General features: G+C 63.5%; 23 protein-coding genes, 1 tRNA gene and 1 riboswitch. Of the genes, 8 read left to right on the top strand and 16 right to left on the bottom strand.

Going from position 1 to position 23,940, the window contains the following annotated elements; all coding sequences use genetic code 11:
• Positions 1–99: 99 nt before the first annotated feature.
• The 5 genes from EGO55_RS10930 to EGO55_RS10910 all read right to left on the bottom strand — a co-directional run bounded on the left by EGO55_RS10930 (position 100) and on the right by EGO55_RS10910 (position 4,764).
• Positions 100–561, bottom strand: a complete 462-nt coding sequence (locus tag EGO55_RS10930) for a DUF1636 domain-containing protein (RefSeq protein ID WP_052023797.1) — start codon at positions 559–561, stop codon at positions 100–102.
• Positions 562–722: 161 nt separating this feature from the next.
• A riboswitch (cobalamin riboswitch) is annotated at positions 723–912 on the bottom strand.
• Between the two features lie 52 nt (positions 913–964).
• On the bottom strand, positions 965–2,671 hold the full coding sequence (locus EGO55_RS10925) for an N-acyl-D-amino-acid deacylase family protein (RefSeq protein WP_021691611.1): 1,707 nt from the start codon (positions 2,669–2,671) through the stop codon (positions 965–967).
• Entirely contained in the window at positions 2,668–3,570 is a 903-nt protein-coding gene (locus EGO55_RS10920; protein WP_021691612.1) for a TauD/TfdA dioxygenase family protein, read from the bottom strand. Before EGO55_RS10920 ends, EGO55_RS10925 begins: the two co-directional genes overlap by 4 nt.
• 82 nt (positions 3,571–3,652) lie before the next feature.
• Positions 3,653–4,357: an RES family NAD+ phosphorylase gene (locus tag EGO55_RS10915; protein WP_235694169.1), complete on the bottom strand. Its 705-nt coding sequence runs from the start codon at positions 4,355–4,357 to the stop codon at positions 3,653–3,655.
• Positions 4,354–4,764 carry an MbcA/ParS/Xre antitoxin family protein gene (locus EGO55_RS10910; RefSeq protein ID WP_021691614.1) on the bottom strand — a complete coding sequence of 137 codons (411 nt, stop codon included), beginning with the start codon at positions 4,762–4,764 and terminating at the stop codon, positions 4,354–4,356. Before EGO55_RS10910 ends, EGO55_RS10915 begins: the two co-directional genes overlap by 4 nt.
• Positions 4,765–4,965: 201 nt before the next feature.
• On the opposite strand from EGO55_RS10910, the gene EGO55_RS10905 reads away from it, so the two are divergent.
• The 3 genes from EGO55_RS10905 (at position 4,966) to EGO55_RS10895 (ending at position 9,164) form a co-directional block, all read left to right on the top strand.
• The gene (locus EGO55_RS10905) at positions 4,966–7,281 is read left to right on the top strand and encodes a TonB-dependent receptor (protein WP_021691615.1); all 2,316 of its coding nucleotides are present in this window, start codon (positions 4,966–4,968) and stop codon (positions 7,279–7,281) included.
• The gene (locus EGO55_RS10900) at positions 7,282–8,148 is read left to right on the top strand and encodes a phytanoyl-CoA dioxygenase family protein (RefSeq protein WP_021691616.1); all 867 of its coding nucleotides are present in this window, start codon (positions 7,282–7,284) and stop codon (positions 8,146–8,148) included.
• A 143-nt stretch (positions 8,149–8,291) separates the two neighbouring features.
• A complete protein-coding gene (locus tag EGO55_RS10895; RefSeq protein ID WP_021691617.1) occupies positions 8,292–9,164 on the top strand; it encodes a helix-turn-helix transcriptional regulator in 873 nt (290 codons plus the stop codon).
• A gap of 94 nt (positions 9,165–9,258) precedes the next feature.
• Here EGO55_RS10895 and EGO55_RS10890 read toward each other — a convergent pair.
• From EGO55_RS10890 to EGO55_RS10875, 4 genes are all read right to left on the bottom strand, one after another.
• Positions 9,259–9,334, bottom strand: a tRNA-Lys gene (locus EGO55_RS10890).
• Complete coding sequence (folK, locus tag EGO55_RS10885) at positions 9,325–9,843, bottom strand: 2-amino-4-hydroxy-6-hydroxymethyldihydropteridine diphosphokinase (RefSeq protein ID WP_021691618.1); 519 nt, start codon at positions 9,841–9,843, stop codon at positions 9,325–9,327. Before folK ends, EGO55_RS10890 begins: the two co-directional genes overlap by 10 nt.
• A gap of 4 nt (positions 9,844–9,847) precedes the next feature.
• Positions 9,848–10,699 (bottom strand): N-carbamoylputrescine amidase, encoded by an 852-nt coding sequence (gene aguB / locus EGO55_RS10880; RefSeq protein ID WP_021691619.1) that lies wholly within the window; start codon positions 10,697–10,699, stop codon positions 9,848–9,850.
• Between the two features lie 13 nt (positions 10,700–10,712).
• Positions 10,713–11,555, bottom strand: coding sequence for a class I SAM-dependent methyltransferase (locus EGO55_RS10875; RefSeq protein ID WP_021691620.1), 843 nt, complete (start codon positions 11,553–11,555; stop codon positions 10,713–10,715).
• 114 nt (positions 11,556–11,669) lie between these two features.
• Between EGO55_RS10875 and msrA the strand changes: the two genes are divergently transcribed.
• The gene (gene msrA / locus EGO55_RS10870) at positions 11,670–12,197 is read left to right on the top strand and encodes a peptide-methionine (S)-S-oxide reductase MsrA (RefSeq protein ID WP_021691621.1); all 528 of its coding nucleotides are present in this window, start codon (positions 11,670–11,672) and stop codon (positions 12,195–12,197) included.
• A 53-nt stretch (positions 12,198–12,250) separates the two neighbouring features.
• Here the strand turns inward: msrA and EGO55_RS10865 are convergent, their stop codons facing one another.
• Positions 12,251–13,486: an RsmB/NOP family class I SAM-dependent RNA methyltransferase gene (locus EGO55_RS10865; RefSeq protein ID WP_021691622.1), complete on the bottom strand. Its 1,236-nt coding sequence runs from the start codon at positions 13,484–13,486 to the stop codon at positions 12,251–12,253.
• A 56-nt stretch (positions 13,487–13,542) separates the two neighbouring features.
• On the opposite strand from EGO55_RS10865, the gene EGO55_RS10860 reads away from it, so the two are divergent.
• Positions 13,543–13,710, top strand: coding sequence for a DUF1674 domain-containing protein (locus EGO55_RS10860; RefSeq protein ID WP_021691623.1), 168 nt, complete (start codon positions 13,543–13,545; stop codon positions 13,708–13,710).
• 12 nt (positions 13,711–13,722) lie between these two features.
• On the opposite strand, the gene hemH is transcribed toward EGO55_RS10860, so the two are convergent.
• From hemH to EGO55_RS10845, 5 genes are read right to left on the bottom strand one after another with little or no spacing between them, the layout of a single operon-like run.
• Entirely contained in the window at positions 13,723–14,724 is a 1,002-nt protein-coding gene (hemH, locus tag EGO55_RS10855; RefSeq protein ID WP_021691624.1) for a ferrochelatase, read from the bottom strand.
• A 2-nt stretch (positions 14,725–14,726) separates the two neighbouring features.
• The gene (locus tag EGO55_RS21650; protein WP_244925475.1) at positions 14,727–15,764 is read right to left on the bottom strand and encodes a molybdopterin cofactor-binding domain-containing protein; all 1,038 of its coding nucleotides are present in this window, start codon (positions 15,762–15,764) and stop codon (positions 14,727–14,729) included.
• Positions 15,671–16,651 (bottom strand): hypothetical protein, encoded by a 981-nt coding sequence (locus EGO55_RS21645; RefSeq protein WP_210766514.1) that lies wholly within the window; start codon positions 16,649–16,651, stop codon positions 15,671–15,673. The genes EGO55_RS21650 and EGO55_RS21645 overlap by 94 nt, the downstream gene beginning before the upstream one ends.
• Positions 16,606–17,007 (bottom strand): molybdopterin cofactor-binding domain-containing protein, encoded by a 402-nt coding sequence (locus EGO55_RS21640; protein ID WP_210766513.1) that lies wholly within the window; start codon positions 17,005–17,007, stop codon positions 16,606–16,608. The genes EGO55_RS21645 and EGO55_RS21640 overlap by 46 nt, the downstream gene beginning before the upstream one ends.
• Positions 16,983–17,948: an Mrp/NBP35 family ATP-binding protein gene (locus EGO55_RS10845; protein WP_021691626.1), complete on the bottom strand. Its 966-nt coding sequence runs from the start codon at positions 17,946–17,948 to the stop codon at positions 16,983–16,985. Before EGO55_RS10845 ends, EGO55_RS21640 begins: the two co-directional genes overlap by 25 nt.
• A gap of 72 nt (positions 17,949–18,020) precedes the next feature.
• Here EGO55_RS10845 and hflK point away from each other — a divergent pair, with 72 nt between their 5' ends.
• From hflK to EGO55_RS10830, 3 genes are all read left to right on the top strand, one after another.
• Positions 18,021–19,205 carry an FtsH protease activity modulator HflK gene (hflK, locus tag EGO55_RS10840; RefSeq protein WP_021691627.1) on the top strand — a complete coding sequence of 395 codons (1,185 nt, stop codon included), beginning with the start codon at positions 18,021–18,023 and terminating at the stop codon, positions 19,203–19,205.
• 3 nt (positions 19,206–19,208) lie between these two features.
• Positions 19,209–20,054: a protease modulator HflC gene (hflC, locus tag EGO55_RS10835; protein ID WP_021691628.1), complete on the top strand. Its 846-nt coding sequence runs from the start codon at positions 19,209–19,211 to the stop codon at positions 20,052–20,054.
• A gap of 147 nt (positions 20,055–20,201) precedes the next feature.
• Positions 20,202–21,665, top strand: coding sequence for a Do family serine endopeptidase (locus EGO55_RS10830; protein ID WP_040717396.1), 1,464 nt, complete (start codon positions 20,202–20,204; stop codon positions 21,663–21,665).
• Between the two features lie 109 nt (positions 21,666–21,774).
• On the opposite strand, the gene EGO55_RS10825 is transcribed toward EGO55_RS10830, so the two are convergent.
• Entirely contained in the window at positions 21,775–23,919 is a 2,145-nt protein-coding gene (locus tag EGO55_RS10825; protein ID WP_021691630.1) for a transglycosylase domain-containing protein, read from the bottom strand.
• Positions 23,920–23,940 lie beyond the last annotated feature (21 nt).

Here is a 23,940-nt window from a genome sequence, read left to right as displayed (position 1 = left end):
GGAAACCAGAGGGCAGCGATCTGGCGCGGACCGCATCACAGGCTTGTGGGAGGGACGGCCTCCGCACCGCGGAGAAGGCGGGTGCATCCGCAGCCGGGATCATGATGCGACAAACCCTTCGGGCGGCGTGCGGACAAGAAAATGCCCCTTCACCCCTTCGGGCCAGTCGGCATAGTCCACGATCCCTTCGCTGCTCGCTGCGTGATGGACCGCATAATCGAGAATGGCCCGTGCCGCCGCCTCGTCCGGCGTGAAATCGCCCAGCACGTAACCGATGCGACCGGGCGCACGGATGTACACGACACAATGGCGCGAACAGGCGAACAGGCATGGCATATCCTGCACCGCGATCCCGGCATAATGCGGATCGGCCTGCTGCACCGCACGCAGGACTGCGACCAGACGTGCACCGCCGGTGCTGCCTTGGGTATCGACACGCTGGTTTGGCGCAGCACGGCAAGTGCTGCACACCACGATGGCTGGACCGGTCGCTACGGGCGTGAGAGTCACAGGTGCCTCTCCAGCGGCTTTGCGCGGCACGGTGCAGGTACAACATGGCATTCAGGCATAAACGGCTCCCCCCAAGGCAAGGTCGAGACCCCACAAACCGCGCCGTGGCGAACATACCGACAATCCGGCAGTCCGTTCACGGCAGGGCCGTGCGAGGTATGGATGCCGTTGCGCAGGGGACCCCCCGTTCGGCCGGAACCCCCTGTCCAGACGAAGAACGACTGCGGCAGGCAGGTCTCCTGGCTCGCGGGTCGTTGCCATCCAGGCCGCCTTCTCAGAATCTGGACGATCCCAATGGCATTTGGCCTGTGACTATCCGCTTACAGTTGCAGGGGCAGCCCGGGTTTTGCACCCGAATTCCCATTCAATCCCTTGTGGGGAACCTGTCGCAAATGCGAAGATAGAACCGTTGACGCATGGTGGCAAGATCGCAAAGCCTTGCCACCACACCAGGTTATGCCGCGCCCGCGCGGATCAGTCGGCCGGGCAGATCGCCGGTCGGCTGGCCATCGCGATAGACCGGCGTGCCGTGCACGATTGTCGCCGCATAGCCTTCCGCCCGCTGCACCAGTCGGGGCATGCCCCCCGGCAAATCATGGGTCACCTCGGGGGCATGGAGATAGAGCGCATCCAGATCGATCACATTGATATCGGCGCGCAGACCCGGTGCGATCAGCCCACGGTCATCCAGCCCCATCAGGGTTGCCGTATCATGCGAAAGCCAGCGCACCGCATCGGCCAGCGATACGCGCCCATCGCCCCGGTCGCGCACCCAGTGCATCAACATATAGGTCGAATAGCTGCCGTCGCAGATCGTCCCGCAATGCGCCCCGCCATCACCCAGCCCGGGCACGACATCGCGGTGGCGCATCAGTTCGCCAACGGAATCGAGATTCCCGTCGGTGAAGTTCGCCATGGCAAGATAGAGCATGGCATCGGGCTGCAACAGCAGATCGTAGGCCAGATCTTCCGGTGAGCGCCCTTCGTGCGCAGCGCGTGCGGCAATGCTGTTTTCAGGCGGCTGTTCGTAATTGGGCGGATTGCCCAGTTCGAACATGGTGCCGAACTGGCGGACCATGCGGCCCAGCATCGATGCCGCATCGGGATCGAGCGATTCCGACAGGATCGTCGCTTTCACGGCGGGCTTTCGCAGTTCCACCAGCCGTTCGGGCAGGGGCAACGGGGCAAGCGCGGTATAGGTCGGGGTCGAATAGAACGGGTTCAGGGTCAACTGGTGGCCCAGCATCATCCCCACACCGCGCGGCAGCACCTGCCCACGCACGGTCAGACCACGATCGTTGGCGGCTTCCAGATCGCCCAGATGACGGCGCCACACCTGCGGGCCATCGTTGGGTGTGCCGATGGTGAAGGTCACCGGGCGCTGCGATCGTTCCGCAATGCTGATGACATTGTGCAGCGTGGTTTCGGGCAATTGCATGTCTTCCACGATCTGGAACACACCTTTGCCACGCTGCCGCATTTCATCCGCAAAGCCGAGCAGTTCGGCCTCGCCAGCTTCCAGCGTGGGGATCGGTTTGCCGTCGCTCGAACGGTGGAACAGCGTGCGCGAGGTGCCGATGCCAATCGCGCCCTTGTCCAGCGCTTCGCCAAACAGGGCCCGCATTTCGGCGATATCCTCCGCCGTGGCCTGTTCACGGTTGGCCCCGCGTTCGCCCATCACATAAACGCGCAAGGCCGCATGGGGGACATAGCAGGCCACGTCCATGTCGAACGTGCGCGAAGCCAGGAAATCGAGATATTCGGGATAGGTTTCCCAGGTCCACGGCAGGCCTGTAGCCAGCACCGGGAACGGGATATCCTCAACCCCTTCCATCAGGCGGATCAGGGTGTCGCGTTCACCCGGACGGCAGGGTGCGAAACCCACCCCGCAATTACCAATGACCGCCGTGGTGATGCCGTGGAACGACGACGGTTTCAGCCGCTGTTCCCACGTCACATGACCATCGTAATGGGTATGCACATCGACAAAGCCCGGGGTCACCACTTTGCCCGTGGCGTCGATTTCCTGCGCGCCCTTGTCCAGCCCTTGCCCCACTGCGGCAATCCGGCCTTCACGTACGGCGACATCGCCAAGGAACGGTTCCCCGCCCGATCCATCGACGATCAGGCCGCCACGGATCACCAGATCATACGCGCTCATGCCGCGATCTCGGCGGTTTCCAGCACACGCCCCATCACGGCGTTCCCGCGCAGGGTCGAACGGCGTGCAATGCGCAGAACATCCAGCGGATGCCCGGCGGCGGCATGCATCATGCGGTAGTTATCCCACAGCACGATGTCGTTGGTGCCCCAATCATGTTCGTAAATGAATTGCGGCTGGACCACGGCATCGATCAGTTCGTTGATCAGGGCATCGCCTTGCGCCTGATCCATCCCGACAATGCCCTGAATGTTCAGCGGACACACATTCATCACCACATTGCCCGTCTGCGGATGGCGGGCGACAATGGGGCGGGCAAGCGCGGGGTAATCCGGGAATTTCGCGGCGGAGGTGCCGACCCGCGTACCACCCGGATTGCGAAAGCGCATTCTGCCGAGATCGGCGCAGAATTCGAACCGTGCCTCCAGCCCGTCCAGTCGCTGCTTCAGGTCATCGCTCAGGCTTTCATAAGCGCTGGTCGTATCCAGCCATGCGGTCATCCCGCCCTGTTCCGCGCGGTGCACCATATTGAGCAGCGCCCCGGCATTGGGCACGGGCTGAAACGCGAGATCGGTGTGCCAGGGAATCCGGCCATAAGTCGGCACGCCATCATAGGCATAGACCGGGCCCTTCGGTCCATCGCGATTGGTCAGTTCGATCAATTCGGGATAGTCGGGCATGCGAATCTGTTCGATCGGATGCGGTTCCAGTTCACCGAAACAACGGCTGAGATCGAGCAAGGCTTCCGCCGATGTGCCCATACCACGAAACAGCAGCACCCCGGCCTGATACCACAGGGCCTGCAATTCCGCCGCCGTTGCCGTATCGATCGGCTGGCCAGGGTCCAGCCCGATCACTTCCATGCCGATGCTGCCCAGAGGTCTGGTTTGAAGGGTCACAAACACTCTCCCAATCTCAATTCCTGCATCGCGATTATGCCAGCAGACGGGAACTCGGACTTCATCCGTTCGGATGGTGTGATTACACCAATGCAAATTCGCCTTTGGTCCGCCGGTTCAGCACGCGGTCAACACGCACCCCGTCCCAATGCAGTTCGTAATGGTCGGCCTGCTGGGGCAGGCCCACCACATCCGGCCAGAACGCGCCGATACACAGGCCATCGGGGCAGCGTACCGACTGATGATGCACCCCGTCCGCCCCTGCCGCGCGCAAGGTGCCGGCCATGGCCTGCGGCACACTCCAGTCATCGGGGCTATGGTATTCGGGGCGCCCGCGCAAATCCACGAACAGATGGTCTACCTGCCCTATCAGCATGCGGAATTGCGAATGCCATCCCGCCTTTTCGCCGGTGCTGCGCATCAACCGCGCCTGATGCCAGGCGACTTCGCGCAGTGCGACCTCCTCGCTGTTGCCTGCGCTGTAGACCCCGTAATGCCCGGTGGTGAAGCGGCCCGGCCGATCCGGGCTGACATGCACGAAAGGGGCCATGACCAGGCTTGCGCCGGGGCCGGCCACACGCCGTTCCACCGGCACCAGATCGATCTGGCCCATGCTTTCGACAAGCCGCGGGTTGGTCTTGCTTTCGACCGAGGCCAATGCTTCCCAGTCACGCGGGTCGGCAATATCCTCGAACAGATCGATCGGCGGATGGATCGAACGGATCAGGCGACAGGCGCGATCCCAGCGCACATGGATATCCGGCAACGCCACGCCATGCCCGCTCACCAGCCGCCACGCTCCGCATCGAGATAGGCACGGACGCGCTGCACTGCGAAGATCGAACCATCCAGCATGACATCCAGTGCACGCCGCCCGAAAAACGCGGTATTCGGCTTCTTCACCCAGGCATAGGCCTGATCCGCATCGCGATAGAGATAGCGCAACGCCTTGTGCATACCGAGAAGCAGCGAAAGCCGCGTGGCGAGATCGCGATCGATCCGGCCAATATCCCCCTTCTTCCACCGGGCATATGTGCGGGCCGACAGCCCCCCGAGAATCTGGCAGGCTTCATCATCGGTCAGATCCCAACGCGCGAACAGGTTGATCACTGCACGCGCGGCAGCCTGCGCTTCCGCAGGGGTGATCTGCGGGTTGTGCGGTTCCGCGCCGGTCCGGGGGATTTCCTGCAACATAGGCGTCTCCTATTGGCAGGATATAGGATATTATATGCCATTTGGCAATAAGTGCGCCGCGCAATCCATCCAAACACCCGCAATTGCCGGAAAAACGTGCGGTTCAATGAAAGGATTGCCGGGAAAACGAAACGAAATCGGCCCCGTCCCACGGATGACGCGGCATAGTACGGGCAAAGCATACATCCCGGGGAGAGGGCTATGGTCAGATACAAACGGGCCGCACTGCTGTGTGGCGTCGCTTCGCTGCTTTTCAGCGGCGCGGCACAGGCACAGCAACAGGAACGGGCACAGGAACAACCGCGCGACACCGCGCCGACGGCAACCGGTATCGAGGATATCGTCGTCACCGCGCGACGCCAGCGTGAAACCATGCAGGATACGCCGCTGTCCATATCGGCGCTGTCTTCCGCCACGCTGGACCGGCTGAATGCCAGCCAGATCGACAAGATCGCGCAGGTCACCCCCAATGTCGTCCTGTCCGTCACGCCGGGCAGCCTTACCGCGCTGGCCCCGTTTATCCGTGGGATCGGCAATCAGGACCCGCTGCTAACGCTCGATTCCCCCGTCGGGATCTATATCGACGGGGTCTATATGGGGCGCAATGCCGCCAGCAATATCAGCCTGATCGATATCGAACGGGTGGAAGTGCTGCGCGGGCCGCAGGGCAGCCTGTTCGGCCGGAACACGACGGGCGGGGCGATCAGCATCGTAAGCCGCGCCCCTGCCGAGGAACCGGGCGGATCGGCCCGGATCAGTTACGGCCGGTTCGAGGAACTGAAAGCGCGGGTCATGCTGGATACCGGGCGGATCGGCGGAACCGGGATCGCGATCAAGGGCGCCTATATGCGCCAGCAACGCAACGGCTATGTCGACAATCCCTTCGCCCCTTCGCGCAACGATCCGGGATCGCTGCGCGGAGATTCCGCGTGGTTGCGCGTTAACGGGTCCTATGGCCCGCTGACTATCGATTATGCCTTCGATTACAGCCTGATGCGCGGGCAACAGCCCGGCTTCCAGGTCGTTGCCCTGTCCGACACCGCTGCTGCATTTTTCGGGGCCTCGCCCTTCTTTGGCGGCAGCGCGATCGTGACCGGGAACAAGCGCCTGTCCACCCTGCCGCTGCGCTACACCGGGCTGCGCATGCGCAACGAAACGCAGGGCCATGCGCTGACGCTGGAATATGTCGCTTCACCCGAAATTTCACTCAAATCGATCACATCATGGCGCAAATGGACCGGATTCCAGCCCAACAGCTACACCACGCCCGGCATGCTCGGCTTCGTACTCGATCCGGTGACTTATGCCCCGCTGGGTGTCGAACCGGTGCACACCTTCTATTCCGACAACCGCCAGCGCCAGTCGCAGTTCTCGCAGGAATTCCAGATTCTCGGCAAGAGCGACCGCTGGAGCTACGTCGCGGGGCTCTATTACTTCCGCGAAAAGGTCGCGGAACACAACATCAGCTACCTGACGTTCCCGCTGCCGGGCCCCGCCGGGCTGAACCTCTCGCCGGAAACCTATTATGACGGGGTCAGCAAATCCTGGGCGGTATTCGGGCAGGTCAGCTATCAGGCCAGCGATCCGCTCGAACTGACATTAGGGGCCCGCTACACGGTGGACCGGCGGCGTATCCATCAGGATAATCCCGTGTCCATCGGCGGCGCGGCGCTCGAACGTGTGGGCAAATCGAAGTTCGACAACTTCTCCTTCAACGGCACGATCAAGTACCGCTTCTCCCCCGAATTCATGACTTATGCCCGCGTTGGCACGGGGTATCGCTCCGGCGGTTTCAACGGCCGCGCAACCACGCCCACCGACCCCTTCGCCTATCGCCCGGAAAAGGCGACGAGTTATGAAGCCGGGTTCAAATCCGACCTGTTCGACCGGCGGTTGCGCATCAATGGCGCCGCCTTCCACACGGTGTACAAGAACCTGCAGGTGGCCCAGTTCGCCGGGGTATTCAGCGGTTCGACCCGCAATGCCTCTGCCGAATATACCGGGTTCGAACTCGAAGTGATCGCACGCCCGGTGTCCGCGCTGGGGCTGGATGCCAGCCTGGGCTATGTGAAGCCGCGCTACAAACAGTTCCCCTATCCCGATGCGGCCGATCCGCTGACTCTCAAAAATTACGCGGATCAGGGTTATTTCCCCTATGTTCCCAACTGGTCGATCCATCTTGGCGGAGATTACACCGTGCCGCTCGACTTCGGGAAACTCGTGCTGCGGGGCGATTACAGCTACAGCAGCAAGCGCCATTTCTTCGCGCTGACCCTGCCCAACGCCAATCCGCTGAACGAGGCGATCCGCGATCCGGGGCAGAACCTGCTCAGCGCCCGGTTATCGTTGAGCGACATCGCGCTGGGCGGCGCGAAACTGGAAGCCTCGGTCTTTGGCGAAAACCTGCTGAACGACCAGTTGCGCACTTCGGGCATCGATTTCGGCAGTCTTGGCTTTGCCGGCGTAACCTATGGCATGCCCCGGCGTTGGGGCGTTGAACTGAAAGTGGACTTTTGAATGACCTATGGTGATCTGACACCGCTTCGCGATGTGACCGACGAAGAAGTGAAGACGTTCTGGCGCGATGGGGTGGTGTGTCTGCGCGCGATCATGCCCGCAGGGTGGCTGGCCATGCTGGCCGATGCGGTGGAGCACTATCTCCATTCGGAACGCGCCTTCAGCCTGACCGCATTTGGCGAGGAAACGGTGGACCCGGGCAAGCCCCGCAGCAAACCCAAAGGCCATTTCTACGGCGGCACCGATCACTGGCAGAAGGATGACATTTGCCGCCGGTTCGCCTGCGAATCCCCCCTGCCCGCCATTGCCGGGCGCCTGCTGCGCGCCACCAAGATCAACCTGTATGAAGACAGCATGCTGGTGAAGGAACCGGGCGCGACCGACAAGACCGCCTTCCACCAGGATCTATCCTACTTCCACGTGGAAGGCGACCAGTTGTGCACGACGTGGATACCGCTCGATCCGGTGCGGCCGGAAACCGGGGCGCTGCAATTCGTCAAAGGCAGCCATCTGTGGCGCAAACTCTACCGTCCGAACTACTTCGTATCCACGCAATCCATGCCCGATACCGATGGGGACGACGCACCCGATTTTCACACCGACCGGCGCAATGCCGAAATCCTCTGTTTCGATACCGAACCGGGGGACATTACGGTGCATCATGCGCTAACCTTGCACGGAGCCGACGGCAATCATTCGCTATCTGCACGCCGGCGCGCCATGTCGGTGCGTTATTGCGGCGATGACGCGCGATACAAGCTGCGCCGGGGCGCGCCGCGCAAACCCCATCACGAACGGATCGAACCGGGATCGATCCTCGATCACGATGATTGCCCGGTCGTCTGGCGGGCAGAGAGCCCTTCATGATTCGCGCAAGAATGGTAGGCATTGCGAGGCAAGCGATACGCGCATAAACTGCCGCCGGGCATCGTGGCGCCATGAAGGCCGCGATGCCTGACCGGCAAACGGACAGGGCGATCCGGCCGCGGGGGAGAGGAGCGACAGGGCTTATGATCCAGCCAGAATGGGCGGTGCTCCTGCACAGCCGCGTGCCCGGCATCGAAGTGCAGTTCCGGCGTTACAACCTGCCGAAACCCACCGATTTCATGGTCCACGAGGATCGCCCTATCCTCAGCATGATGTTCGTTCCCCCGGTCATACGCCGGATCGGCCGCTACGAAAATCTCGGTTCGCCCTATCACGATCTTGGCAATATCGTGTTCACCCCAGCCAGTGTCGATTGCCGGTTTCAGGGCGATGGCGGCCAGCCACTGGTGTTGAGCTGCATGTTCGACCAGACACTGTTCGACCGGGTCACGCGCTCGGACGGGGGGTGGAGCACCCACCAGTTGCTGCGGACATTGAACGTTGGCGGACGGGCGGGCGGCGCGCTCGATCTGTTGCTGCGTCGCCTCGCCCATGAACTGCAATCACCGGGATTCGCCACCGATACCATGGTCGAAGGCGTCTGCCTGACCGCGCTGGCGGAACTGTCGCGCTTGCTCGGCGGGCCAAGCCCCACCGACACCGCACCGCGCGGAAAATTGAGCGTGGCGCAACTGCGCCGGCTGGAAAGCTACATCGAAGAGATACCCGGCCGCGCCCCGTCGATTTCGGATATGGCGCGCCAATGCGGGATCGGCCCGCGCCGTTTCACCACCCTGTTCCGGGAAACAACCGGTCGCACGGTCCGCCACTGGGTTGAAGAACGGCGCATGGACAAGGCCAGGCACCTGCTGGCCGAAACCGCCCTGCCGATGAAAGTGATCGCGTTCGATCTCGGCTTTGCGAGCCAGGGCGTGTTTTCCATGGCCTTCCGCCGCCATACCGGCATCACGCCCAGCGCCTATCGTGAAAATTGCGGCCGCAACGGCCTGTCATGATCGCCTTGCGCGATTCACCCGGTTCACGCCCGAAGGTGCGATCCCGCCTGCCGCAAAAAAACGACCGGGGAAATCCTGTATTATTTGGAAAATGTGGTGAGCCCTGCTGGGTTCGAACCAGCGACCTACTGATTAAAAGTCAGTTGCTCTACCGACTGAGCTAAGGGCCCGACCACGTCGCTGCCCTAGGGAGCGGACGGTTCCGGGTCAAGCGGGCAAAAAGCTGATAAATCGTCAATCCACTGATCGGATCGCGCCAATCCCCCGCAATCTGCCGCGCAGGGCCCAGAACAAAATCACGCTGACGGAATGCGGCGTGCGGTATCGTCAGCCCCGACACGGCATATGCCCCCCCATCCCACAGCACGATATCGAGATCGAGCACACGTGCCCCCCAGCGGGCGCCCATGCGGCGGCGACCGAAGGCCGCTTCGATCCGGTGCAGTTCGTGCAACATCTCAGGGGGTGTGCAATCGCTGCGCACCAGCGCCACGGCATTGGCATAACGCCTGCGCGAAGGGCCGAGCGGGGCGGTTTCAATCACACGTGCGGCGCGCACGAGTTGCAAGGGGCCGCGATCCAGTGCGGCAAAGGCCGCGCGCAACACCGCCCGCGGTGCGCCGTATCGGGGGTGCCGGACATTGGACCCCAGCGCAACGAGGTAGAGATGCGCGCCCAACCGTTCAGATATCCTGCGCGATCCGTCCGTAGAGGTGGGGGCGGCGATCGCGGAAGAAACCCATGCCCGCCCGATGCCTGGCCGCCCGGTCGCGGTCGACAGTGGCGATCAGAACGCCACTTTCTTCCGCACCGAACGCGGCGGAAAAATCGCCCCATTCGTCAGTAATGAAGCTGTGACCGTAGAACCGCTGGTCCTGTTCCGTGCCGATCCGGTTGGCGGCGATCACCGGCATGCAGTTCGACACGGCATGGCCCAGCATCGCCCGCCGCCACATGCGGCTGGTATCGAGATCGGCATCGTAGGGTTCCGAACCGATGGCCGTGGGATAAAACAGCAGTTCAGCGCCCATCAGCGCCATCACGCGCGCGCATTCGGGATACCACTGATCCCAGCAGATACCCACGCCAATGCGCGTGCCGAATACGTCCCACACTTTGAACCCGTCATTTCCGGGGCGGAAATAATACTTTTCCTCGTACCCCGGGCCATCGGGAATATGGCTCTTGCGATAGGTGCCCATAATCGCGCCGTCCGGCCCGATCATCGCCAGGGTATTGTAGTAATGATGCCCGTCCCGCTCGAAAAAGCTGGTCGGGATTGCGACATTCAGCTTCGCGGCGAGCGCCTGCATCGCCACGACCGAAGGGTGCGCCGCAGTGGGGCGAGCGAGGGCAAACAGCGCCTCATCCTCCACCTTGCAGAAATAGGGCCCCGAAAACAGTTCGGGCGGAAGGATGATCTGCGCGCCTTTTCCGGCCGCCTCCTCCACCAGAGCGGAAACGGCAGCAATGTTCGCCTGCTCGTCGTCAGAGCCAAGGGCAAGCTGCAATGCGGCAACAGTGATTTCGGCCATGCGCGGCCCTGTATCAGCTAGTCTTGCGGAACAGAAGCGTCATCCGGTCGCTTTCGCCGATTGCCTTCAATTCTTCGCGCTTCGTGCGCAAGGAAGGCGGCAGTTCCCATACCCCTTCGGGATAATCGGCACTGTCCGCCGCATTGGCGTTGATCTCGCTTGCCGCGACCAGTTTGAAACCCTGCGCTTCTACCCGGCGAATCACATCCGCCTGACGCAGGTACCCCTTGCTGCCATCGACATAGGCGTCCGGCGCATCGGCTTTGGCGCGATGCTGTTCGATGCCCAGCAGGCCATCGGGCTTCAACAGGCGATGAATGGTGGCGAGTTCCGCATCGAGCAGACCCATCCGCTGCAGATTGTGCAGCATCCGGAACATCAGCACACGGTCGACTGTGCCATTGCGCGCGGCAGGCACATCATCCGCATTGTAGGCGGCGATGCGGGACGCGGGCACGCCTGTCCATTCCGCCGCTTTGGCCGGGAATGCCGCCCCCAGCCCGCCGAAATAGCGTTTCTGTTGTTCGTCACCCTGCCGGACATCAGGATTGAGCCCGATATAGTGTCCGTCCTTGCCCAGATAGGGCACCAGAATGCGGGTCCACCACCCGCCCGACGGGGCGTAATCCACCACGGTCATGCCCGGAACGACGCGGAAGAACGCCAATGTCGCCGCTGGGTGGCGATAGGCATCACGCGCGCGGTCATCGGTTCGGCGCGGATCGGCCAGCGCCAGTTCCATAACCGCTTCGCACGCGGCGCAGACCGGCGGATCGGCAGCAGCCGGTTCTTCCGCGACAAGTGGGGGCGAGGACAGGCCGAAAACGGCTGTCATCATAACCAGGAATCGGCGCATCTCGTCTCTCCTGCCAGGCCGGGGCAGTTTAGACGGGTCTGAAACCATGACAAGCGCGCCATCCCATCCTATCTTGCTGCAACAACAGCAGAACGGACAGGATTGGACAGGCGGATGGATACGGCGATTGTGGCGGGCGGATGCTTCTGGTGCACCGAAGCGGTATTCCGTGATGTGATCGGCGTGAAAGGCGTGGAAAGCGGTTATATCGGCGGCTCGGTGCCCGAACCGACCTATCGCGCGGTCTGTTCCGGCCAGACCGGCCATGCCGAAGCGATCATGATCGATTACGATCCTGCCGTGCTGTCCTATGCCGATCTGCTCGACGTGTTTATGGCAACGCACGATCCGACGCAGCTGAACCGCCAAGGCAACGATATCGGCACGCAGTACCGTTCGGCGATCTTCCCGCTGGATGAAAGCCAGCGCGCCGGGGCAGAAGCCGCCATTGCCCGCGCCAATGCGGACCATGGCGGACGGGTGGTGACCACGATCGAAGGCCCTGCCACATGGTATCCGGCGGAGGAATACCATCAGGAATATTGGGAAGGCGAAGGGCAGCGCAATCCCTATTGCCTCGCGGTAATCCCGCCCAAACTGATGAAGCTGCGCAAAAGTTTTCAGGACAAAGTCAAAAGCTGAGTGGGGGTTAAAGGCTGACCGCAGCCCGACGCCCCTCAGCCCAGGGACGGGATTCAGCCCTTGCGCCAGCGAGCAATGAAAAACCCGTCCATGCCGCCGACATCGGCCAGCATGCCCGGGTCTGTCCGCACATGCCCCGCGCTGTCCGGCACAATGCCTTCGGGCAAGTCATCGGCAGCGACCGGCAGCGGCGGGAGTGCGACATTCGCGGCCTGATCTGCGCCTTCTTCGTGCTCCAACGAACAGACCGCGTAGACCAGTTGCCCATCCGGCTTCAGCCATCCGCTGGCGCGTTGCAGAAGCCGTGCCTGCAATTCCGCCATGTCGGCCACTTGTCGCGGCCCGATCCGGTGCAGCACATCGGGATGGCGGCGGCAGGTACCGGTAGCGGAGCAGGGCGCATCCAGCAGGATCGCATCGAACGGCGCATCGGGTTGCCAGACCAGCGCATCGGCCGCGATCACATCCGCCGTCAATCCGGTGCGGGCGAGATTGGCTTCCAGCCGCTGCAGCCGCTTGGCGCTGAGATCGACCGCCGTCACCTGCCAGCCCGCTGCGGCGAGTTGCAATGTCTTGCCACCCGGTGCGGCGCAGAGATCTAGTACGCGGCGTCCGTTCCCCGCGCCCAGCAGCCGCGCGGGCAGGCTGGCCGCGAAATCCTGCACCCACCATGCGCCATCGGCAAAGCCCGCCAGTTCTTCCACCGCGGTGCCCCGCGGCAGGCGGATATGGCCGGGCGCGAGCGAAATGCCGCCCAGCCGCTCACCCCAGTGCGCGGTCTGCGCCGGATCGCGCAAGGTCAGGTCCAGTGGGGGCGGCAGGGTGAGGCCCGCAGCGATCGGGTTGGCCCGGTCGCCCCAGCGCAGGGCGATCCCTTCGGGCAAAGTGGGCTGTTCGGGCAGGCGCACCGCGCGTTTCACCAGCGTGGAGAACACCCCGTGCGCCAGTTTGCGCGGCCCCCCGGCCAGCAGAGGCAGGCCCGTGGCGATCACCGCATGAGGCGGGGTATCCAGCCGCAGCCATTGCGCCAGCATCAGCCGCAGCACCGCACGCGGTTTCGCATCGTCGGGCAGGATTTGCCGGGTGGCGGAATCGATCATCCCATCGAGATCGACCAGCCAGCGGAGCACTTCCGCCGCAATGGCGCGGGCCAGGGCCCTGTCGGCCGGTGCACGCACGTGCTGCATCGCGGAGCCTGCCGCCTGATCGAGTGTTTCGCCCCTGCGCAAAACCGCATCGCCCATCTTGAGCGCGGCACGGCGGGCGGGAAGTCCGGGAATATCGTTCATACGAAACGCGCCTATAACCAATTGCAATCGAGCGCCAGCAATCCCACAATAGGATCATGACCGAACGCGCCACCCAACGCCCCGCAGGCTTCAAAAAACCCGATTACTGGAGCGATGCCCCCGCGCCCAAACCGGACGCAGCCAAGCCGGAAAAGGACCCGGATGGCCTGTCGCCCACGCGCTATGGCGATTGGGTGAAAGACGGGATCGCCATCGATTTCTGACCGGGTAAGGGGCTAGGTTAGCCACCCGCCCAGTTCGCGCCGCACCAGCGTTTCCAACATAGCCATCCCGGCATCCCCGGCGTTGAGACAGGCTAGCGCCGCGAATTCCGCGCCCCCTGCATCGGAAAACAGCGCGCGGCCGCGGATCGCCAGTTCTTCCAGTGTTTCGAGGCAATCGGCGGCAAAGCCCGGCGCGGCGACTACCAGCCGTTGCGTGCCTTTGCGCGCTTCTTCGATCAGGACCGTATCCGTTGCCGGTTCCAGCCATTTCGCCTTGCCGAAGCGTGACTGGAACGTCATCTCCACCCGCAAATCGGGCCGCGCCAGCGCCTTTTCGAGCAGACGCACGCTGACCGCGCACTGGTCGTAATAGGGATCGCCCAGCCTGCGCGTCCGTTCGGGCATGCCATGAAAACTGAGCAAGAGGACTTCGGGCACAAACGCCAGTGCATCGATCTGCGCGCCGAGATCATCCGCCAGCGCGGTGATATAGGCCGGATCGGCATAATAGGGCGGAACGATCCGCAAGGCGGGTTGCCAACGCAGGCTGCGCAGGCAGGCGTTTGCCGCATCGACCACGGTCGCCGTCGTGGCACCGGCATATTGCGGATAGAGCGGCGCCAGAACGATCCGGTCATAACCGTCGTCCTTCAGCGCGATAATCCGGCTGGCGATCGAGGGATTGCCATAGCGCATGGCCCAATCGACCCGCACCGTATCGCCCAGCCGTGTTTGCAAAGCCGCGGCCTTCTGCGCCGTGATTGCGGCGAGCGGTGAACCCTGTTCCGTCCAGACCTGTTGATAGGCATGCGCCGATTTCGCAGGCCGTGTGTTGAGAATGATCCCGCGCAGGATCGGTTGCCAGATCAGGGCCGGAATTTCCACCACGCGCGGATCGGACAGGAATTCCTTGAGATACCGTTTCACCGCCGCTGGCGTGGGCGCATCCGGCGTACCCAGATTGACCAGCAGAACGGCCACTTTGCTGCTGGCGGTATGATCACCCGGCGCCATGGTCACAGCCCGTCCGACAACAGCGGCAAGCGCCGAAACCGCAAGCCGGTGGCGGAATAGAGCGCGTTGGCGATGGCCGGGGCCACCACCGCCACGCCCAGTTCGCCCGGATCGAACGGATCGGCATCGCTTTCCAGAAAATCGACTTCGATCGCCGGACAATCGCCCAGCACCGGAAGGTTAAGCCCGGCAAGGCGGGCATTGTCGGGCAGGCCACCTTCGTAAGTCAGGGCCGCGCCCAAAGCGCAGCCGATACCGAAGATCAGCCCGCCTTCGATCTGCTGACGCGCGATATCGAGATTCACGATCCGCCCGATATCGGCCACTGCGCGCAACCGCTCCACCCGGACACCACCTTCCCCGCGCGATGCGGTGGCGATGACCGCGATGCAGCCCTCGTCAATCCGGTGGCACGCCAGCCCCTGCCCGCTCTGATCGTTGCCGCCGTCCCATTCGGCCAGCCGTGCGACTTTTTGCAGGCAGGCCGCCAGCCGCAAATCCTTGCCCAGCATCGACACGCGATAGGACAGGGCTTCGCGCTTGTTGCGGCGGGCCAGTTCATCAATGAAGCTTTCCACGAAGAACGCGGTATAACCGTGCGCATTGCCCCGCATCCGCCCGGTCGACAAGGGCAACGTGACCGGCACATGATCGACAGCCATATTGGCAATGCCATAGGGGGGCATCGCGCCTTCCACCACCATGGGATCGGCCGTGCCGTCTGCCTTGGCCACCGCATCCCACGGCGTTTCCTCACCGAACAGGCGATAGCCGAATTCGCGCGCGCTGGCAGGCAGCGCCAACCGGGCGCGGAACGTCGCGATATTGCCCTGGTTGTCGGTCTTCGCAGCCAGCACGGCGGCAACCGGAGTGCGCGGCCGGCCTGCGACCATTTCCTGCCAGCGCGACCAGATCAGTTGCACCGGACGCCCGGTTTCGCGCGCAATCAGCGCGGCTTCGACCGCGTGATCATGTTCCAACCGGCGATCGAAACTGCCCCCGGCGGGCATGGGATAGAGGACCACGTCGCTTTCCGACATGTCCAGTGCCCCGGCCACGGCGCGGCGTGCCCGTTCGGGGCCTGACTGGCAACCCATAGTTCCAGCTTGCCATCGCGCAGCCGCGCCGTGGCGCTGGCCGTTTCCAGTGTGGCATGCGTCGCCGGGGCGACATCGTAGCGCAGGGCCAGTGTCGGTTTGTCCAGCCCGGCATCGCCATCGCCCACTTCCGCGATCCGGTGGGTTTCGCCATGGCGCACCCCTTTGTCCAACGCCTCTTCTATCCGCCCGCTTTCGACCGGTTGCGTATTGGCGAACAAGGGATGGATTTTTGCCAGGGCCTGTTCGGCGGCCCACCAATTGGTCGCCACGGCCGCGACCCAGCGTTTGCCCTGCACCACGCTGATCAGGCCCGGGGTGCCCGCCGCGTCTTTCGTATCGGCTTCGCCCAGTTCCGGTTGCGGCAGGGGGCCATGCCGGATCGCGGCATAGACCATATCGGGCAGGCGCACGTCGCCCGCGAACTGATAAGTGCCATCGACCTTGGCCGGCAAATCCAGCCGGGGGAACGCCAACGGCGCATCCATTGCCGGATCGACCGGACGTTCCGCCGCAGGTTCGGGGCGCAAGGGCGGCGGATCGGGCGGGGTCTGGCCAGCGGCGTCTTCGGCCAGCGCAGCGAAACTGAGCGCCTTCTTGCCATGGCGGATAAACCCGCCCGAGGCCTCGCATTCTTCCCAGGCAACATTCCAGCGGTCTGCCGCGGCCATGGCCAGCATCGCCCGCGCACTGGCGGCAGCGGCCCGCGCAGGCCCTTCATAGGCGGCGAGCGACAGCCCCTCTGCCGTGGCGGTGAACCGCTCTGTCTCCGCAAAGCGGCGCGTCAGCCAATCGCCCGGCTGATCCGCCAGGGACGGCGCCAGCGGCATCCACAAGGGGCCCACCGCGCCGCCAGCGGCATATTGGGATAGGCCCCGCTGACCGGCGCCGGTTCCACCGCGATCTGCCGCCAGTCCGCACCCAGTTCCATCGCCACGATCTGCGGCAGGAGCGTGGATATCCCCTGCCCCATTTCCAGTTGCGGCTGCGCCACCGAAACCACGCCGTCGCGCGCGATCTTGAGCCAGGCATCGAATGCGAATTCGCCTTCGCGCGGGGTCAACGGCGGAGCAAAATGGCGCCCGCCCAGACCCCATGCGACAAACAGACCGCCCCCGACAGCGGCGCCGATCAGCAATCCCCGCCGGGTCAGTTCCATCGTTAGCCGTTCCTTTGCGCCAGCCATGCGGCAAGCTGCCGCGCCAGAGCGGCAAAACTTTCCGCCTGCGGGCCGTCCCCGGCAGCCGGTGGGGTTCCCGCATCGCTCTTCTCGCGAATTTCCAGCGCCAGCGGCACCCGGCCCAGAAACGGCAGACCCATATCATGCGCAGCCTGTTCCGCGCCGCCATGGCCGAAGGGATCGCTGCCCTTGCCGCAATGGGGGCAAAGATAGCCTGCCATGTTCTCCACCAGCCCGATCACCGGCACATCGACCTGTCCGAACAGATCGATCGCGCGCTTCGCATCGATCAGGGCCAAATCCTGCGGGGTGGAGACGATCACTACACCATCGGGGCGATACTTCTGCATCATCGTCAACTGGATATCGCCCGTGCCCGGCGGCATGTCGATCAGCAGGGTATCTACCGTGCCCCAATCGGCTTCGATCAGTTGCCCCAGCGCATTGCCCGCCATCGGCCCACGCCAGGCGATCGCCTGCCCGGGTTTGGCGAGATGCCCCATCGACAGCACCGGCACGCCATAAGGGCTGGGGACGGGCAGCAGCTTCTTGTCGGCCGCTTCGGGCCTTGCGCCTTCATTGGCCAGAAGACGCGGTTGCGACGGGCCATAAATGTCCGCATCGACCACGCCGACCTTGTGCCCCTGCCGCGCCAGCGCCACGGCGAGGTTGGTCGTCAGAGTGGACTTGCCGACCCCGCCTTTGCCCGAAGCCACCGCGATAATCCGCCGTTTCACCTTGTTCGCCACCAGTGCCACACGCACATCATGCGGGCCGCCCGCGCCGATAATCGCATCGCGTGCCGCCGTCTCCAGCGCCGCGCCTTCCGCACGGTCGAGCCCACCCGCGTCGAGCACCAGCGTTACGCTGTCATCCGACAGGCGCAGCGATTGAAGACGGTCGGCAACCACCGGTGGCAGCGTGGCTTTCAGTTCTGTTTCATTCATCACATCGCCTCACTAGCGAAATTCGCGCGCAAGGCACTGTTTTTGTCGTTCCTGATACCTATAAAGGGTCTCATGAAACGTACGGGTGGTTATTTCAGTCAGATCGCGCTGGCCATGGCTGGCAGGCGTAGCCCCTGGGGCGGCAGCTCCGGTGGTGGGGACAATGGTGGCAACGGTGGCGATGGTCCGCCGGAAGACAGCGGTTCAGGAGGGTCTGGCGACAGCCCGCCTCCACGGGGGCCACGCAATCCCTGGCTGCCCGGTGGCGGCGAGAGCGGCGGTGATGCCGGTCCCGACCGTGATGGCCCGCGCCGCACTGGCAACATCGAAGATCTGTTCCGCAAACGCGGCCCTGAAGGCCCGCGCCGCACCCCCGGTGGCCCCGGCGGCCCGAATATACGCCTGCCCGAACGCCCCGGCGGCGGCAGCTGGTTCCCGCTGGTGCTGGGCGCGGTCGTGGTTGTCGGCCTGGGTATCAGCATGGTCCATCAGGTCGGCCCGAAGGAACAGGGCATTGTCACCACGGTCGGCAAATATTCGCGCACGCTGCAGCCAGGCCTGAATTTCACGCTGCCATGGCCGATCCAGCAAGTCAGCGTTGAACCCGTCAGCACGATCCGTTCATTCCGTATCCCGGCGGGCGGGCAGGAAAAGCTGATTCTGACCGGCGACCAGAACCTCGTCGATCTGACCTATCTCATCCGCTGGAACATCAAGGACTTGAAGCAGTTCCGTTTCCAGCTTGCCCAGCCCGAAGAAACCATCAACGAAGTGGCGGAAGCCGCCATGCGCGCATCGGTGGCCGAACGCACGCTGGATGAAACATTCTCGGGCGCGGGCCGCGCCGAAATCGAACAGCGCGTGCGCGACCGGATGCAGGCCGTGCTTGATGCCTATCGTTCGGGCATCGCGGTTCAGGGCGTGGAAATCGGCAAGACCGACCCGCCCGAACGCGTGGTAGAGGCGTTCAAGGACGTTTCCGCCGCACAGCAGGATGCCGATGCCGATATCAACCGCGCCCGCGCCTGGGCGCAGCAGGTTCTGGCACAGGCCGAAGGTGAAGCCGCAGCCTTCGACAAGGTCTACGCGGAATACAAGCTGGCCCCTGATGTCACACGCCAGCGCATGTATTACGAAACCATGGAACGTGTGCTTGGCAAGACCAACAAGACGATTGTGGAAGCCCCCGGCGTAACCCCGTATCTGCCGCTGCCCGAAATCAAGCAGCGCGCCACCAAGAAGCCGGAAGGGCAGTAAGCGATGGAACGCATCTGGGAAAACCACAAGCTTGCGCTGATCGCTCTCGCCGTCGTGCTGGCCGTCTTGATGTCAGCCGTGGTGATCGTGCCCGAAACACAGCAGGCGGTGGTCGTCCGCACAGGTGAACCTGTGCGCGTCATCAACCGGTTCCGCCCCAATACGCCTTATGGCCAGACCGGTGCGGGCATGGTCCTGCGTATTCCGATCCTGGAAAGCGTACAGCGCGTCGACAAGCGCGTTATCGCGCTGGATATGGAGCGGCAGCAGGTGCTTTCCGCCGATCAGCAGCGTCTGCAAGTCGATGCCTACGCCCGTTTCCGGATCATCGATCCGGTGCTGATGGTCGAAACCGCCGGCACGGAAGAACAAGTGGTCGCGCAATTGCAGCCGATTCTGACTTCGGTCCTGCGGCAGGAACTCGGTCGGCGCAGCTTCACCTCGCTGCTGACTGCCGAACGCGGGACAGCGATGACCAACATCCGCAACAAACTGGACCGGCAAGCCCGCGAATATGGTGCGCAGATCATCGACGTGCGGATCAAGCGCACGGATCTGCCCGACGGCACCCCGCTGGAGGCCGCCTATACCCGCATGCAGACCGATCGTGAACGCGAAGCCGCCACCATTCGCGCGCAAGGCCGCAAGGATGCGCAAATCATCCGTGCCGAAGCCGAAGCCACCGCGGCCAAGACCTATGCCCTCAGTTTCGGCAAGGACCCGCGGTTCTACGATTTCTACCGCGCCATGCAGAGCTACGTGACGACCTTCGAAACCGGAGAGGGTGACAGTTCTATCATTCTTTCGCCGGATAACGAATATCTTCGCCAGTTCCGTGGGACGCGCTAGTCATTCAATTTCCGTTCAGGCCAAAAGGCCTGAATCCTGTGGTGCATTGTCGAGTCTGGCCGTCGCTTCGGCCAGGACAACTGAGAGGACGTAGAACCTGTGCGTTATGCTTATGGAGTGACAAGTGCGCTGCTGATTGGCGGCGCGATGGTATCGCTGGTTTCCGGGGTTCCCGCCGGAGCGCAAGTCGCACAAAACGACGAGAGCGAAATGCGCTCGGTCGTGCCCCGTGCCGGTGCCCCGGCCAGCTTTGCCGACCTGACAGAGCAGCTGGCACCAGCCGTGGTCAACATTTCCACGCGCCAGCGGCTGAAGGTTCCCAACAACCCGCTAGCGCAGTTGTTCGGTATGCCGGGCGGCGGCGGACCCCAGACCCGCGAGGCGCAATCGCTCGGTTCCGGGTTCATCGTCACGGCCGATGGCTATGTGGTGACGAACAACCACGTGATCACGGCAGAAGGCCAGGGTGAGGTTGAATCCATCACCGTGACCATGCCCGATGGCACCGAATATCCCGCGCAACTGGTCGGTCGCGATGCGGCGTCGGACCTTGCCGTGCTGAAAATTCAGCGGCCCAAGCCGTTCCCCTTCGTGGAATTCGGCGATTCATCGCGCGCACGCGTGGGTGACTGGGTCGTAGCGATCGGCAATCCCTTCGGCCTCGGCGGCACGGTTACGTCGGGTATCGTGTCGGCGGTTTACCGCAACACCGGTTCCGGCGGCGCTTACGATCGCTATATCCAGACCGATGCCAGCATCAACCGCGGCAATTCCGGCGGCCCGATGTTCGACATGCGCGGCCAGGTGATCGGGATCAACAACGCGATCTTTTCGCCTTCGGGCGGCAGCGTCGGCATTGGCTTCGCCATTCCGGCGGAAGTCGCGCAGCCGATCGTGCAGAAACTGATGAAGGGCCAGTCGATCGAACGCGGCTATCTCGGCATCCGCATCCAGCCGGTGAACGAAGATCTTGCGGCGTCGCTTGGCATTGCCCACAATCGCGGCGAATTCGTTCAGGCGGTTGAACCGGGCCTTGCGGCTGACAAGGCCGGCCTGCAAGGTGGCGACGTGGTGCTCAAGGTCGATGGCAAGGATGTGACCCCTGACCAGACGCTTTCCTATCTCGTGGCCAATATTGCCCCCGGCACGCGGATCCCGATCGAACTGATCCGCGACGGCCAGCGCCGTACGGTCAACGCCACGGTCGGCAAACGCCCGAGCGAGGAAGAACTCGCCCGCCAGCAGATGTTCGATCCCGAAACCGGCGCCCAGAATCAGGGCAACGATCAGGGCGCGGAAAAAACCGGGAAGGTGGAAGAAGCCCTCGGCGTGCAGGTCATCCCGCTGACACCGCAAATCGCCCGTCAGCTGGGTGTGCCCGATGCCACCAAGGGTGTGGTTGTGGCCGGGGTGGACCCCAATTCCGACGCGGCGGCAAAGGGGCTGCAGCGGGGCGATATCGTCCTGCAGGCCAACTACAAGGCCGTCGGTTCCCCGGCTGAACTGGAACAGATCGTAACCGCTGCCAAATCGGCCAAGCGTGATGCCCTGCTGTTGCAGGTGCAACGCCGCGGCGGCCCGGCACTCTACGTGCCGATCCGCTTGCGCTGATCTGCAAAACGGCAACAAAAAGGGGGCGATCCTGCAAAGGACCGCCCCCTTTTTTATGCAATTCCCTTAGTCCGCACCGGGTACAAACCCCGGCATCCTGCCGAATGGATTAAGGCGATGGGGCGGGGGCTGGGGCTTCCGGTGGTCCTGGCGGTGCCGGCGGACGACTGCCGCGCCCGACATTGACGTTCCCCCGGCTTTCCGGTCGGGCATTTGCCGCCCCGCCTGTGGCCTGATCAAGGAAGTCCTGATTGGCGGCCGGTGGCGGGGTGCCGGGCTGCTGTTCCGGCGGCGGATAGGGATCATCACGCCAGTCGGTCCGGCGGTTCTGATCCACCAGATTGCCGTCTTCGTCGACGTAGTAATATTCGCTCGGGTCGCCGTAGAGATATTCCTCGTCCGGTTCGAGTTTCCATTCCGGCAATTTCAGATCGGTGGCGAACTGTTCCACCGGACGCTTGGCAACCGCCTGCCGCATATACGTGGCGAAGGCGCGTGCCGGGGCCGTGCCGCCCTGCAAACCGGGCACCGCGCGCGCATCATCGCGGCCCATCCAGACGCCCGTGGTGATCCCACTGGAGAAACCAAGGAACCAGCCATCCTTGTTCGAACTGGTCGTGCCGGTCTTGCCCGCAACCGGACGGCCGATCTGTGCCGCCTTGCCCGTGCCCACGTTGACCGCTGTCTGCAGCAGATCGGTAATCCCCGCAGCCACATAATCGGGCACAAGCTGCTGCCCCTTCGCCGCCTCATGCTGATACAGCACGCGACCATTCGCCGTGGTCACTTTCATCACGCCGTAGGGTTCGACCGACATCCCGCGCGCGGAGACCGCCGCAAAGGCACGGGTCATGTCGATCAGGCGGACTTCGGAGGTGCCCAGCACCATCGATGGATTGGTGGCGATCGGCGTGGTGATCCCGAACCGCCGCGCCATGGACGCAACGCTGCCAAAGCCGACCTCGTTGCCAAGCTGCGCCGCCACCGTGTTTTTCGAATAAGCAAAGGCCGTGCGCACATCGATCGGGCCGGCGTAGGTCCCGCCGGAATTGCGCGGGCTCCAGCCGTTGATCGTCACCGGTTCGTCCACCACCCGATCATCGGGGAGATAGCCGGCCTCCAGCGCCGCCATATAGACGAACAGCTTCCATGCCGAACCGGGCTGGCGGACCGCCTGTATCGCGCGGTTGTAATTGCTGGAAACGTAATCGGTGCCGCCGACCATGGCCAGCACCGCGCCATCGCGATCCAGACTGACCAGTGCGCCCTGCGCGCCTTTCGGCGCATTGGCCTGAATGGCGCTGGTCGCCGCACGCTGCATCCCGGCGTCGAGCGTGGTCCACACTTCCAGCGGTTCCTGCGTGTCGGGGAGCACCAGATCGAGGTATTCCAACACCCAGTCGGTGAAATAACGCGCCGAGTTCTGCCCCGCTTCGGGCTTGAGCTTGACCGTCGATACGTCAATCGCGTCCGCTTCTGCTGCCCCGATAGCGCCTTCCTGCTTCATCAACTGGAGCACGATATTGGCGCGCTTCACGGCGGCCTGCACATCGGCCGTGGGCGAATAGCGCGACGGCGCCTTGACCAGCCCGGCAATGATCGCCGCTTCACCGACATTCAGATCGCGGGCGGAATGGCTAAAGAATTTCCGGCTGGCCGCATCCACGCCATAGGCGCCGCCACCGAAGTAGACCTTGTTGAGATAGAGTTCGAGAATCTGTTCCTTGGAAAACTTGGCCTCCAGCGCCATGGCCAGAATGGCTTCGCGCGCCTTGCGCCCGAACGTGCGGCTGTTGTTGAGGAAAACGTTGCGGGCAAGCTGCTGGCTGATCGTGGACGTTGCCGCAATCCGCCTGTCACCGGTGGTTGCCACCCACACTGCACGCGCCAGCCCGATCGGATCGACCCCGAAGTGCGACCGGAACCGCCGGTCTTCGACGGAAATCATCGCATCCTTCATCACCTGGGGAATTTCATCCGAACGCAGCCAGTTGCCGGGGCTTGGCCCCATAGTCAGCAGTTCGGACCCATCCCGCGCGCGGACCACGATGGTCTGCCCCGCTGCGGTTTCCTTCAGTTCGTCAAAACCCGGTATCGAGCGGGCGGCCATCGCCACCGCAATGCCAAGCGCCGCAATCGCCAGCAGGGCAATTACCGTGCCCCAGATAAACAAACGGCGAAACCAGCGGCGTTTGGGCCGTGGCTGCGGATCTTCGGAAGGGGTGGATGCGCGGCGGACGTCCCGTCTTGCCATGTTGGGCGCTTACCTCACGTG

Source organism: Caenibius tardaugens NBRC 16725 (genome assembly GCF_003860345.1).
Taxonomy (GTDB): domain Bacteria; phylum Pseudomonadota; class Alphaproteobacteria; order Sphingomonadales; family Sphingomonadaceae; genus Caenibius; species Caenibius tardaugens.
The sequence above is the reverse complement of the archived record's forward strand: the minus strand, read 5'-3'. Positions and strand labels throughout refer to the sequence as shown.

Bases quoted from the DNA above. Each gene is read 5' to 3' on its own strand.
- EGO55_RS10930 (WP_052023797.1), bottom strand. From the start codon at position 561: ATGCCATGTTGTACCTGCACCGTGCCGCGCAAAGCCGCTGGAGAGGCA.
- EGO55_RS10925 (WP_021691611.1), bottom strand. From the start codon at position 2,671: ATGAGCGCGTATGATCTGGTGATCCGTGGCGGCCTGATCGTCGATGGA.
- EGO55_RS10910 (WP_021691614.1), bottom strand. From the start codon at position 4,764: ATGTTGCAGGAAATCCCCCGGACCGGCGCGGAACCGCACAACCCGCAG.
- EGO55_RS10905 (WP_021691615.1), top strand. From the start codon at position 4,966: ATGGTCAGATACAAACGGGCCGCACTGCTGTGTGGCGTCGCTTCGCTG.
- EGO55_RS10900 (WP_021691616.1), top strand. From the start codon at position 7,282: ATGACCTATGGTGATCTGACACCGCTTCGCGATGTGACCGACGAAGAA.
- EGO55_RS10895 (WP_021691617.1), top strand. From the start codon at position 8,292: ATGATCCAGCCAGAATGGGCGGTGCTCCTGCACAGCCGCGTGCCCGGC.
- aguB (WP_021691619.1), bottom strand. From the start codon at position 10,699: ATGGCCGAAATCACTGTTGCCGCATTGCAGCTTGCCCTTGGCTCTGAC.
- EGO55_RS10875 (WP_021691620.1), bottom strand. From the start codon at position 11,555: ATGCGCCGATTCCTGGTTATGATGACAGCCGTTTTCGGCCTGTCCTCG.
- msrA (WP_021691621.1), top strand. From the start codon at position 11,670: ATGGATACGGCGATTGTGGCGGGCGGATGCTTCTGGTGCACCGAAGCG.
- EGO55_RS10865 (WP_021691622.1), bottom strand. From the start codon at position 13,486: ATGAACGATATTCCCGGACTTCCCGCCCGCCGTGCCGCGCTCAAGATG.
- EGO55_RS10860 (WP_021691623.1), top strand. From the start codon at position 13,543: ATGACCGAACGCGCCACCCAACGCCCCGCAGGCTTCAAAAAACCCGAT.
- hemH (WP_021691624.1), bottom strand. From the start codon at position 14,724: ATGGCGCCGGGTGATCATACCGCCAGCAGCAAAGTGGCCGTTCTGCTG.
- EGO55_RS21650 (WP_244925475.1), bottom strand. From the start codon at position 15,764: ATGTCGGAAAGCGACGTGGTCCTCTATCCCATGCCCGCCGGGGGCAGT.
- EGO55_RS21645 (WP_210766514.1), bottom strand. From the start codon at position 16,651: ATGCCGCTGGCGCCGTCCCTGGCGGATCAGCCGGGCGATTGGCTGACG.
- EGO55_RS21640 (WP_210766513.1), bottom strand. From the start codon at position 17,007: ATGGCTGGCGCAAAGGAACGGCTAACGATGGAACTGACCCGGCGGGGA.
- EGO55_RS10845 (WP_021691626.1), bottom strand. From the start codon at position 17,948: ATGAATGAAACAGAACTGAAAGCCACGCTGCCACCGGTGGTTGCCGAC.
- hflK (WP_021691627.1), top strand. From the start codon at position 18,021: ATGAAACGTACGGGTGGTTATTTCAGTCAGATCGCGCTGGCCATGGCT.
- hflC (WP_021691628.1), top strand. From the start codon at position 19,209: ATGGAACGCATCTGGGAAAACCACAAGCTTGCGCTGATCGCTCTCGCC.
- EGO55_RS10830 (WP_040717396.1), top strand. From the start codon at position 20,202: ATGGTATCGCTGGTTTCCGGGGTTCCCGCCGGAGCGCAAGTCGCACAA.
- EGO55_RS10825 (WP_021691630.1), bottom strand. From the start codon at position 23,919: ATGGCAAGACGGGACGTCCGCCGCGCATCCACCCCTTCCGAAGATCCG.